The sequence below is a fragment of the Streptomyces sp. NPDC002574 genome, from assembly GCF_042889545.1.
Classification (GTDB): domain Bacteria; phylum Actinomycetota; class Actinomycetes; order Streptomycetales; family Streptomycetaceae; genus Actinacidiphila.
This window is the reverse complement of the sequence record NZ_JBIARB010000002.1, coordinates 330,878-342,782: the sequence shown is the minus strand read 5'-3', so window position 1 is coordinate 342,782 and position 11,905 is coordinate 330,878. Positions and strand designations below refer to the sequence as shown.

Annotated in this window: 8 protein-coding genes and 1 pseudogene; 5 read left to right on the top strand and 4 right to left on the bottom strand. The window is 69.9% G+C overall.

What is annotated here, in order from left to right:
• Positions 1–9: 9 nt before the first annotated feature.
• The 4 genes and pseudogenes from ACFYXS_RS05415 to ACFYXS_RS05400 all read right to left on the bottom strand — a co-directional run bounded on the left by ACFYXS_RS05415 (position 10) and on the right by ACFYXS_RS05400 (position 4,695).
• Entirely contained in the window at positions 10–423 is a 414-nt protein-coding gene (locus ACFYXS_RS05415) for an SHOCT domain-containing protein (RefSeq protein ID WP_389244118.1), read from the bottom strand.
• Positions 424–560: 137 nt separating this feature from the next.
• Positions 561–917, bottom strand: a complete 357-nt coding sequence (locus ACFYXS_RS05410; RefSeq protein ID WP_389244116.1) for a carboxymuconolactone decarboxylase — start codon at positions 915–917, stop codon at positions 561–563.
• A gap of 172 nt (positions 918–1,089) precedes the next feature.
• On the bottom strand, positions 1,090–3,819 hold the full coding sequence (locus ACFYXS_RS05405) for a cation-translocating P-type ATPase (RefSeq protein WP_389244114.1): 2,730 nt from the start codon (positions 3,817–3,819) through the stop codon (positions 1,090–1,092).
• 44 nt (positions 3,820–3,863) lie between these two features.
• Positions 3,864–4,695: pseudogene (locus ACFYXS_RS05400) on the bottom strand (PPK2 family polyphosphate kinase).
• 593 nt (positions 4,696–5,288) lie between these two features.
• Here ACFYXS_RS05400 and ACFYXS_RS05395 point away from each other — a divergent pair.
• The 5 genes from ACFYXS_RS05395 to ACFYXS_RS05375 all read left to right on the top strand — a co-directional run bounded on the left by ACFYXS_RS05395 (position 5,289) and on the right by ACFYXS_RS05375 (position 11,851).
• Positions 5,289–6,557 (top strand): MFS transporter, encoded by a 1,269-nt coding sequence (locus ACFYXS_RS05395; protein WP_389244112.1) that lies wholly within the window; start codon positions 5,289–5,291, stop codon positions 6,555–6,557.
• A gap of 264 nt (positions 6,558–6,821) precedes the next feature.
• On the top strand, positions 6,822–7,739 hold the full coding sequence (locus ACFYXS_RS05390; RefSeq protein ID WP_389244110.1) for an NADP-dependent oxidoreductase: 918 nt from the start codon (positions 6,822–6,824) through the stop codon (positions 7,737–7,739).
• Between the two features lie 373 nt (positions 7,740–8,112).
• Positions 8,113–8,778: an RraA family protein gene (locus ACFYXS_RS05385; RefSeq protein ID WP_389244107.1), complete on the top strand. Its 666-nt coding sequence runs from the start codon at positions 8,113–8,115 to the stop codon at positions 8,776–8,778.
• A gap of 273 nt (positions 8,779–9,051) precedes the next feature.
• Positions 9,052–9,726 carry a flavodoxin family protein gene (locus ACFYXS_RS05380; protein ID WP_389244702.1) on the top strand — a complete coding sequence of 225 codons (675 nt, stop codon included), beginning with the start codon at positions 9,052–9,054 and terminating at the stop codon, positions 9,724–9,726.
• 511 nt (positions 9,727–10,237) lie between these two features.
• Positions 10,238–11,851, top strand: a complete 1,614-nt coding sequence (locus ACFYXS_RS05375; protein ID WP_389244105.1) for a peptidoglycan-binding protein — start codon at positions 10,238–10,240, stop codon at positions 11,849–11,851.
• The last annotated feature ends 54 nt before the right edge of the window (positions 11,852–11,905 follow it).

The window sequence follows — 11,905 nt, the reverse complement described above, 5'->3', positions numbered from 1 at the left end:
CGAAGGCCCTCAGGGCAGGATCTTCTCCTTGGCCCGTTGGAACTCTTCCTCGGTGAGATCTCCCCTGGCCTTGATCTCCGAGAGCTTGGCGAGCTCATCGGCCGCGCTGACATTTCCCAGGCCGACGGTTTCCCGGACGTAGCTGTCGACCGCCTTCTTGTGGGCCATCGCGTGCTGTGTCTCGCGCATTCCCATGCCCTTGCCGCGCGCCAGGAGGTACACGAAGACCCCCAGGAACGGGAGAATGATCACGAAAATCGCCCACCCTGCCTTGCCCCACCCGTTCATGGAGTCGTCGCGGAAGATGTCCACGATGATCCGGAACAGCAGGAAGATCCAGATGACCCAGAGGAAAATCCACATCATGGTCCAGAAGGCGCCCAAGAGCGGATAGTCGTAGGCCAGATTCATGTGGCCGGTCATGTGCTTCTCCTCCCAGCACCCCCATGATCACCCCACGACGCCTGTTGCGGCCGTGGCAGCTGCTGAACGGCCGACAACCGCCACGGCCCATCGCCTCGCGGGTTCGCCCGCCGGCATCACCAGCGGGCGGTGTCCGCCTAGGACTTGCTCCGGCTCCGGGTTTCGGCCTGGGCGATGGAGGTCGCCTCGGATTCGGCCAACGCGATCGCGAAGCCGAACGCCTCGGCGATGTGACCCGCGGCCGACATGACGCGCGCGGTGCCCACGACGGGGGCGATCGCCACCAGCACGTCCTGCACCTGCTCCACCGTCAGATTGGCCTTGATCGCCGGATCGACGTGGGCGAGATAGGAGATCGCCGGTGCGTCCATGGCCACCAGCGCGGCGATGCGGGTGAGGATCAGCGTGTCCTCGTCCATTCCGCAACGCTCGATGGAGTCGATGGTCATGGCGGTGAGCGTTTCGAGAACGGGAGCTTCAGACGCAGTGGCCATGTCGGAATCGCCTTCCTGAGTTCTGAGGAGCCGACACGCGCCCTACCCTCACCATGAGAAGCCCGCACAAGTCGGCGAGTTGCCCTACCACCGTAAGGTCCCCTCAAGGCCCACGCATTTCGGACTGTGCAAACCCGGGGCACGGCCCGGAACCGCGCAACCATCCCGTCGCTCACCCCGCGCTCCTCGACCGGCGGGCCAGGAGCTTGCCCAGTTCCCACACCAGCAGAAGCGCGAGAGCCGTCAGCAGCGCCCATCCGAACTGCCTCGCGTCGATCGCGGTCGTCCCCAGGACACGGCGGAAGCCGTCCAGTTGGGTGACCAGTACCGCCAGGACCAGTTGGGCGAGAGCAACCCAGTTCATCTGCTTGCTGTCGAAGGTGGACGGCGTCAGCACGGACTGCGTCTCGCTGCGGCACTCGAACGCGGCCACGACCAGACAGAGCGCGAAGGCGGTGAACGCGATCGACTGACCGGTCTCGACGCTGCCGAAGCGGGCCTGGCCGAGCTTGATCAACCCGAGCAGGCCGCAGGTGATCGCCAGCCCGGCGAGCCCCACCGTCACCAACACGGGCCGGGTGAGCACCGACTCCCCGCGCGGACGCGGCCTGCGGCTCATGAGCCCTGGGCTCTCGTGGTCGAAGCCGAGCGCGAAACCGAAGGAGGCGTTGACCACGAAGTGGATCCACAGCACCTGCGCCGGAGTGAAGGGCTCACCCGCCGCGATGTTCAAGACGGTGGCGCCGAGAAAGGTCAGGACGAAGGTGACCAGCAGGAGCAGCACGAAGCGGATGTACTTGGTGAGGTTGTCGTAGATCGCCCGGCCCTGCTCCACGGCATAGACGATGGTCGCGAAGTTGTCGTCGGAAAGGATCATGCGGCTCGCGTTCTTGGCCACATCCGTACCACTGCCCATCGCGATGCCGATGTCCGCGGCCTTGATGGCGGGCGCGTCGTTGACACCGTCCCCGGTCATCGCCACGACGTCGCCCTTCTTCTTGAGCGTGTCGGCGAGCAGCACTTTGTGCTCCGGCGCGACCCGCCCCACCACGCCGATACCGTCGATGCGGGCCAGCCGTTCCCGCTCGCTCATCGCGGCGAAGTCGGCGCCGAGGACGGCTTCACCGGGGATGCCGATCTGCCGGGCGATCGCCGCTCCGGTGGTGACGTCGTCGCCGGTCACCAGGCGGACCCGGATGTGCGCCGCCTGGGCATCCGCCACTGCGGCCCTCGACTCCTCGCGGGGCGGATCGACCATGCCCACCAGACTGGTCATCCGAAGCCCGGTGACGTACGCCAGAAGGTCGCCGTCCGGATCGAAGCCGGCCGGGTCGAGGTCCCTGGTGGCCGCGGCCATCACCCGGCGCCCCTCGCCGCCCATCCGCTCCGTCGCCGCTTCGGCGCGGCCCCGCAGACCGGCGTCCCACGGGACGGTCTCCCCCGCCGCGAGCGCGGTGGTGGCCCGCGCCATCACCGCCGGCGCCGCGCCTTTGACGAAGCACCGGACGACCGGACGACCGGCGTCGCCGAGGGCCGCATGGAAAGTGGCCATCAGCTTGTATCCCGGATCGAACGGCAGCGTCGCGAGGCGCGGCAGACGCTCCCTGGTGGCGTCCGTGTCCAGCCCCGCCTTGTGGGCGAGCACCAGCAGCGCGCCCTCCGTGGGGTCGCCCACCACCTCGCCGTCCACCAGCCTCGCGTCGCTGGCCACGACATACGGCAGGATCGCGTCCTCGATCCCCGCGGAGGACCCCACGGCATGGTGCACCCTCCCGGCCAGGCCGTAGCCCGTGCCGGAAACGGTGTACTTGTCGGTGGGACTGAGCACCTCGACGGCGGTCATCTGGTTCATCGTCAGAGTCCCGGTCTTGTCCGAGTTGATCGCCGAGGTGAACGCCAGGGTCTCCACCGACGGCAGCTCCTTCACGATGGCGTTCCGCTTCGCCAGGTTCAGGCTCCCCACGGAGAGGATCGCCTGCGTCACCGTCGGCAGGGCCTCGGGGATCGCCGCGATGGCCAAGGCGACCGCGCTGACGAACAGCACGTCCCAGGCCTGGTCCCGGCTGCGTCCCAGGGCGAACATCACGATCATGGTGAGCACCGCCGCGCCCGTGATCCACAGCGTCAGGGTGTCGAGCTCCTTGGTGAGAGGCGGTACCTCCTTCTCGGTCGCCGCCAGCATCCCGGAGATCTTGCCGAGTTCGGTGTCCGCGCCAATGGCCGTCACGACGAGCACACCGCTGCCGTGGGTGACCGGAGTGTTCATGAACGCCGTGTTGGTCCGGTCACCGGGCGGCAACCCCCGCCCACCCGGCAGGGTGCCGGCGTCCTTCGCGGCGGGGACGCTCTCCCCGGTCAGTGCCGACTCGTCGATCTGCAGGGCGCTGGCCTCGATGATGCGCCCGTCCGCCGGCACCTGGTCCCCGGCCGAGACGAGCACGATGTCACCGACAACGAGCTGATCCGCCGGGATCTCGGCCTCCGTACCGTCCCTGCGCACCCTGGCCGTGGCCTCCAGCATCGACTTCAGCGCGTTCATCGCGCTCTCGGCCTTGCCTTCCTGACGCAGACCCACGACGGCGTTCAGCAGGGTCAGCACACAAAGCAGGACCCCGGTGGTCCACTGCTGGATGAGCAGCGAGACCACGGCCGCGACCACCAGGACGATCTGCATGTAACTGCGGTACTGGAACAGGAACCGGCGCCAGGCCGCAGGCCCACCCTCCTCGGGCAGGGCGTTCGAGCCGTGCGCGACCCGGAGTTCATCGGCCCGTGCCGCAGCGAGCCCGACCGCCGGATCGACACTGAGGGCCGCCACGACCTCCTCGGGGGAACGTGCGTACCAGCCGCCGTCCTCCGACGCCCGCGGCCGTCCGCCCACGGAATCCGGCTGTACCGTCATCGCCCTGCCTCCGATCCTGGCCGGTCGCACCTCGGCTCACCGGCCTAGCGGCGCTTCTTCCCCCGGTGCCGTGCCGCGTACGGATCGGCCGGAAGACCCGCCGGGGCCTCCCCCTCCAGCTTCCGCTTGGCGGCGAGCAGGTCCTTCCGCGCCGCGTCCCCCACCTCCGGGTACCGGGGATCGATGTCCATCAGTGCGTGCGCGAGGATCGCCGCGGTGCACATCCGCCGCGGAGAACTTCCAGTTCTTCTCCGGCACGTCGAGACGCTTGAGGAAGCGCGTGCGCTGCTCCTCCTTCGACAGGTTCAGGAAGATCTTCACCACCGTGAACCCGTTGTCCGTGAGGTAACGCTCCCAGTTGTTGATCTCCCGGTACCGCCGCTCCCACACACCCGATCCGCGCGCATGCCCGGGTAGCCTCTGCCGGAGAAGGAGTTCGGGATGCACGCGTACGACGAGCACCTCTTCGTAGTGCGAGCGGTTGAAAATGGCGATCTCACCGCGCTCAGGCAGCCGCCGGGCATAGCGCCACAGGTAGTCGTGGTCCAGTTCCTCAGTGGAGGGCACCTTGAAGCTGCTCACCCGCACACCCTGCGGATCGACGCCGCTCATGACATGACGGATCGTCCCGTCCTTGCCCCCGGCGTCGAGCGCCTGCAGGCACAGCAGCACGCCGCAGCTGTCCTGGGCGGCCGGCCGCTCCTGGTACTCCGCCGGCAGTGCCACTCCCGTCCGCAGCAGTTCGACCCCGTCCCGCTTCGTCAGACCAGCCTTGAAGCGAGGATCGAAGTCCCGGTCCGGACGGACCTTCGACCCCGGCTCCCCCCGCAGCGGCTCAATGAAATCCGCTACGCGCTCGCTTCTCCCGTCCGACATCACCGACCGGTTCCTCTCCGCGGCGTCGTTCTCCGGACCGAGTCAGGCGCGCTCAGCGGCCAGCGGCCGCGCCCGGCGTCCTCGGAGCCTGGCGCTCGGCCGGGATCGGAACACAAGCCCCAGGAGAACTCGTACCCATCCCTGGCCGTCGCTTCGACGGGCGCCCCGCCGATCGTCAGCCCGACAGGCCTCGCTTCATGTCGTGCTGCGGGCGCGTCACCCCTTCATTTTCGGGCGAGGGCGACAAGATCGCCCCCTGAAGCCGGTCCGGGAACATGCTCCGTCCGGTCCACGATGTGGAGAGCCCTTCCCCGTTCGGCCGGCCGACAGATTCCTCGTGGTACGCGTGCAGCCGCCGGGCCGGAAACCCGATCTCACCCTCCGCACCGGTACGACTACCTGAGCGGAGCGGCTCACCCACGGGAAGACCTGCGGCTCCGGCCGCGCAGCGGGCAGGAGCGTTCGTCCTTGACATTCAGGATGATGATCCTCATCCTGAATGGAGATCGCGCACACCCATCACGCACGGAAAGGAACGAACGCACCAGGCCCAGCACCCCATCGACCCGCCCGTGCACCACCCACGAGGATCCATGACCCCCGCAACCACCCGCCCCGACGTCAAACGCGGCACCATACCCGTCTTCGCCACAGCAACCGCGATCACCGTCTCCAACATCTACTTCACACAGCCCCTGCTGGACCAGATCGCCCGCGGCTTCGGCATCACCACCTCCACCGCCGGCCTGGTCGCCACAGCCGCACAAATCGGCTACGCACTCGGCATCGTCGCCATCGTGCCCCTCGCCGACCGCGCCCACCTGCGCCGGCTCTCCACCGCCCTGCTCGCCATCACCTCAGTGGCCCTACTGGCAGGAACCTTCGCCCCCACAGTGGCCCTCCTCGGCATGGCCACCCTCGTACTGTCCGCCAGCACCGTCCTGCCCCAGGTCATCATGCCCACCGTCGCCTCCATGGCCGCCCCCGGCCAAGCCGGACGAGCCCTCGGAGCAGTCGGCACAGGACTCACCATGGGCGCCCTCCTCTCCCGCACCGCCTCCGGTCTCATCACAGAAGCCGCGGGCACCTGGCGCGCCGGATACCTCGTCGCCGCACTGGCCACCGCCACCCTCCTCCTGGTACTCCCCCGCTACATGCCGGCCGGCCGACCCTCCGAAGCCGCACCCGCCAACGGCTACTTCCGCCTGATCGCCTCGCTCCCAGGACTCCTCACCCAACACGCACCACTGCGCCTGTCCGCCGCACTCGGAGCCACCGTCTTCGCCGCGTTCTCCGCCTTCTGGTCAACCCTCGCCTTCCACCTGACCGCGCCCCCCATCGGACTGGGCCCCGCGGTCATCGGCCTGTTCGGCCTGTTCAGCGTCCCCGGCGCACTGGCCGCCCGCTACTCCGGCCGCCTCACCGATCGCTGGGGACCGGACGCCGTCAACGCCCTGGCCATCACCTCAGCCCTGCTCGCCTTCGCACTGTTCGCACTCGCCGGACAGTCGCTCGTCGCCCTCGCCGTCGGCTGCAACCTCCTCGGCTACGGCGCGACGAGCGGTCAGATCGCCAACCAGGCACGCATCTTCACCGCACGACCCGAGATCCGGGCCCGCATGAACACGGTGTACATGTTCGCGGTCTTCGCGGGCGGCGCCGCCGGATCCGCCATCGCGGGAGTGCTGTACTCCGCCTACGGCTGGCACGGCGTAGCCGCCGGCGGCGGCGCCCTCCTGCTGCTCGCGGGACTCGCGTTGGCCGGGCGTGCCCTTCACGGTCGCCGCTCGGGCCGCGGCGTCACCGCCGTGGCACTCCACGAGCGCACGGGCGATGCCGCGGTGTCCGCCGACCGGGCCTGACACTCCGTCCGGCACTCGGGCAGGCAGCCCGTGCACGGCGTACCTCTGGCACGCTCCACCCGCAACCCCCAGCAAGGGGCCGTCCCGGCCAAGGCCACGGTGGCAGGTGATCGACAGGCCACCCCTCCGTCGACGTCCCCGTGGGCCGCGCTCGGGAATACCGCTCCCCGCTTGCTCTTTGAACGCGATGGCACGGTCGGCTCCGGTCCTCTGACGCACGGCCGGTCAGGCCTTGTCCCGACGAGAGAATGCGGTGATCACGCAATGCAGGCAGTGCGGTTTCACGAGTACGGCGGGATCGATGTACTGCGGGTGGAGGAGGTGGAGCGGCCGGTGCCCGGTCCTGGGCAGGTGCTGGTCGAGGTCCGCGCGGCCGGGATCCAACCCGGCGAGGCGCACATCCGCGCAGGCGCGCTGCACGAACGCTGGCCGGCGGCCTTTCCTTCTGGGCAGGGCAGCGATCTGGCCGGTGTCGTGGTGGAGGCCGGCCCTCACGTCCGGGGCTTCGCGGTGGGTGACGAGGTCCTGGGCTTCACTCACAGGCGGGCCAGTCACGCGCAGTTCGTCGTGGTCGACGACGTGAATCTGGTCGCCCGTCCGGCGGGGTTGGCCTGGGAGGTGGCCGGGGCGCTGTATGTGGCCGGCACGACCGCCTACGCCACGGTGTTCGCGGTGGACCCCGGCCCGGAGGACACGGTCGTCGTCTCCGGTGCGGCGGGCGGGGTCGGGTCGCTTGCCGTGCAGCTCGCGCGGAGGCACGGCGCGACGGTGATCGGGCTGGCGAGCGAGCGGAACCACGCTTGGTTGAAGGATCGCGGTGTCATCCCGGTCGCGTACGGGCCAGGTGTGGCGGAGCGGATCCGCCAGGCCTCCGGCGGCCGTGTCGACGCGTTCATCGACACCTTCGGCGAGGGCTACGTGGCCCTGGCAGTGGAGCTGGGTGTACGGCCCGAGCGGATCAACACGATCAGCGACTGGCAGACGGCGGCCAAGGTCGGCGCGCGGACGCACGGAGAGGGTGCGGCGGCGTGTGCGGTCGTGCTCGGCGAGCTGGCCCGGCTTGCCGCGCGCGGGCAGCTGGAGGTGCCGATCGCCCGCACGTACCCGCTGGAGAACGTGCGAGACGCCTTCCGTGAACTGGAGCGGCAACACACCCATGGCAAGATCGTGCTCCGGCCCTGATGACGGCCCTGGAGAACCTGACAGCGGACGCGTTGCAGGAGGCATTCGACTCGGACTGGGCGTTTCCCGTTCTCGCCCGGGGCTACGCCTTCGAAGACATCCCGAGCGGCGCGTCGTGGCCGCTGACCGCGGCACCCCGGACATGCGTGCCATGTCGAGGGCGGGGCCCGGGTATGGCGGAGATGCGCGGTCCGATCGGGTGTGGTCCGATGGACGCCCTGGGCGCGGGCGCACGTCCCGGGACGGCGCCGTGCCATGCGGCGCCGGCCGTCACACCGCCGGAGGTCCTGATGCGTGGAGGATCGCGGGACCGTGCGTCCCTCACTCGGAGGGGCGCCAATGCTGCGGATCGGCGCATGGAACCGTGGTCCGGGTGAAGGAGGACCTGCGCGGCTTGCTCGACCGGGTCGACAGCGCGTCCCTCGTGGACGCCATGGGACGCGTCCACGGGCACCGCGCGGACATCGTCGACCTCGTCAGCCCCGACCCGACCCGGGTCATGTTCGGACCGGCGGTCACGGTCGCGTACCTCCCCTACCGCGACGATCTGCCGGAGAAGGACCTCGGGTTCGCCACGGTGTTCTACCGGGCAGTGGGCGACGCCCCGGAGGGCAAGGTCGTGGTGCTGTCCAGCGGTGGCCACCCCGACTCCTCCCATGCCGGTGGCACCAAGCTGTCCCGGTTGCACAACCACCACGTGGCGGGGGTGCTCGCCGACGGCCGGCTCCGCGACTTCGCCGAGCTCGCCGGCTATGGGTTCGCGACTTGGTGCCGCGGGCAGGCCACCCGCTGGGGTGGGGACACCGTGATGCCGTTCGCGGCCAACACTGCTGTCGAGATAGGCGGCGTCTGCATCGTGCCCGGCGACTATGTCTACGCCGACTCCGGTGGCGCCGTCGTCATCCCCGTCGGCAGCGTGCGGCGTGTGCTGGAGGAGGCGGTCCGCATCGAGGGCGAGGACAAGCGCAGCGCCGAGTTGATCCGCGCCGAGGACCCCGCCCGGCTGCGGAGCGGGGAACAGACCGCGACCGAGGTGTAGCCCGTAGTGGCGGCCGTGCGAGATGGCCCCTACGGCCCGTATGGCGACCGCGGTCGGCCCGCTGCCGAATGGCTCACCGTCCGCGCGTCGCGGGGCGATCGGCTGGCGGACCCCGTGGGCGGGCGTCATTCTGGCAGGAAGATCGCCGACCGCGTGGCGGCCGCCGGGCCGGCGCGTACGGCCCGGTGAGGGACACCCTGGAGAGCCCACGTGACCGGTCAGCCGGAATCCGCCGACATCCCGCCCGCCCGCTATGACGACCTTCGGGCCCTGATGGTCAACTGCACACTGAAGCGGTCGCCGGAGGTCAGCAACAGCCAGGGCCTGGTGGACCGTAGCGCGCGCATCCTGACCGAGCAGGGCGTCGACGTGGACATCGTCAGGGCGATCGACCACGACATCGCCACCGGTACCTGGCCGGACATGACCGAGCACGGCTGGGAGAGCGACGCGTGGCCCGAGCTGTACGAGCGGGTCCTGCGGGCGGACATCGTGGTGCTGGCCGGCCCCATCTGGCTGGGCGACAACAGCTCGGTGATGAAGCGGGTCATCGAGCGGCTGTACGCATGCTCCAGCCTGCTCAACGCCGCCGGCCAGTACGCGTACTACGGGCGGGTGGCCGGCTGCCTGATCACCGGCAACGAGGACGGGGCGAAGCACTGCGCCATGAACGTCCTCTACAGCCTTCAGCACCTCGGTTTCACCATCCCGCCGCAGGCCGACGCCGGATGGGTCGGTGAGGCCGGGCCGGGGCCCTCCTACCTCGACCCCGGGTCGGGCGGGCCGCAGAACGACTTCACCAACCGCAACCTCACCTTCATGACGTGGAACCTGCTGCACCTGGCCAGGGCCCTGAAGGACCTCGGCGGCATCCCCGCCTACGGCAACCAGCGCACCGCCTGGGACGCGGGCTGCCGCACCGAGAACGCGAATCCCGAGCACCGCTGACCGTCCCTGGCAGGACTCGTCCGGCCGATCGTGTGGCTTCTCGCCGTCCGGCTCGATGATGCGGACGTGGGGCGGGGTGGCTTGAGCGGTGCCGAGTGGGAACGGCTGCGGCCGTTCCTGCCGGTCAGCGACCGGCGGTGTGGCTGGTGGCGGGACACCGGCAGGTGATCGACGGGATCCTGCACCGGATGCGGGCCCGGGCATCCGAAGGGGCTGGGCCGCGCGCATCCTGGAGGGCCGTTCCCTGCCCGGGGATCCGCTGCCATGCGCGATTCCCCGCCACGCCAGGGGCCGTAAGAACATCAGCCGCGCCCCGCCAGGGCGACCGAAACCAGCCCCTTCGGCAGCACAAAGCGGCTCCCCGCTCCCGGACTTGACGACGGAATCCGGCCAGTTGTTCGAAACGGATTGCCCGCGTGGGCGTCAGCTGTCAGCGTCGTGCGCGGCCGCCCGGCGGCCGCTCGACCCGGTCGCTCGTTCAGATGATCCGTCGAAGGAGACCCCCACCGTCATGAAGAACCCCTTACGTCGCTCCGCCCCGGGCACCAGACCCGGCGGGCGCGCCCGGATCGTGAGTTTCGCGGCCACCGCGGCGATCCTGGCGGCAACCATCCTGATGGGCGCAGGCCCGGCGATGGCCGCGCCGGCGCCCATCAAGCTCACCTCGTCGTCCTGCCCGACCGATATCGTCCAGGGCCAGGTGAGCGGCTGCGTCACCGAGCTGCAGAACCTGCTCAACGCCCACGGCGCGGGGCTCCTGGTGGACGGTGAGTTCGGGGCCAACACGCTGTACGCGGTGCGTGAGTTCCAGGCCGCCACCGCGATCGCCGTGGACGGCCGGGTGGGCCCGCAGACCAAGAGCAAGTTGTACGCGACCGGGGGCACGGCGCCCGCACCGGTGAACCTCACGTCCTCGTCGTGCCCGGCGAACATCGTGCAGGGCAGCAAGGGCGGCTGCGTCACCGAACTCCAGCGGCTGCTGCGCCACTTCGGTTACGCGGTGAGCGTGGACGGCGAGTTCGGGGCGGAGACGTACCGCGCGGTCCGCAGCTTCCAGTCCTCGCACGGCCTGTCGGTCGACGGCGAGGTCGGCGCGAACACCAAGCGGGAGCTGTACGACACCGACGAGGCGCCGTCGACAGGCCTGGACCTGCGGTCCTCGTCGTGCCCGGCGAACATCGTGGAGGGCCAGACCGGCGGCTGCGTCGCGACCCTGCAGGCACTCCTCAACGGGCAGGGCCAGCACCTCGACGTCGACGGTGAGTTCGGTCCCGCGACCCTGGCGGCCGTGAAGTCCTTCCAGTCCTCGCGCGGCCTGTCGGCCGACGGCGAGGTCGGCCCGAACACCAAGAACGCCCTGTACTCCAACATCGGCGGTGGCGGCGGCAACGGCGCCCCCACGCCGATCAACCTCAACTCCGCGTCGTGCCCGACCGACATCGTCCAGGGCCAGCGCAGCGGCTGCGTCACCGAGTTGCAGAGCCTCCTCAACCACCACGGCGCCGATCTGGCCGTCGACGGCGATTTCGGGCCGATGACCGACAGCGCGGTGCGGGACTTCCAGGCCGAGAAGGGCCTCGGGGTCGACGGCAGGGTGGGCCCGAACACCAAGGCCGCCCTGTACGGCGCGGTCACCCCGCCCTCGTCACCGCCGCCCGGCGGCGGGTACGCCAAGATGCTCGACGTCGCCGCCGCCGAGGTCGGCACGGTCGAGGGCAGCGCCCGGGCGAACAGCTACGGAGTGTCCGTGGGCCTCTCCCTGTCCACCAACAACTACGCCTGGTGCGCGACGTTCGTGAGCTGGGTGGCCAGGCAGACCGGTGCCACCACCTACCGCAACAGCTACGTCTCCGGCTGGGTGAAGCAGGCGAGGGCCGGTGCCTATCACCTCTCGGTGACAACCAACCCGCAGCCCGGCGACATCGTGGCCTTCGACTGGAACGGCGGGAGCAACTTCAACGACGGCAACGAGCACATCGGCATCGTGCGGACGGTGAGCGGCGGCTCCTCCTTCACCACCGTCGAGGGCAACACCGGCAACCCCAACGGCGGCAAGGACGGCGTCTACGTCAAGAACCGCGGCACGAACCTGGGGTACGACGTGGTCTTCATCCGCGTCCGCTGACCAGGGGCAGGTAGGGAAAATGGCGGCGCCGCACCCCGAACACCGGGTGCGGCG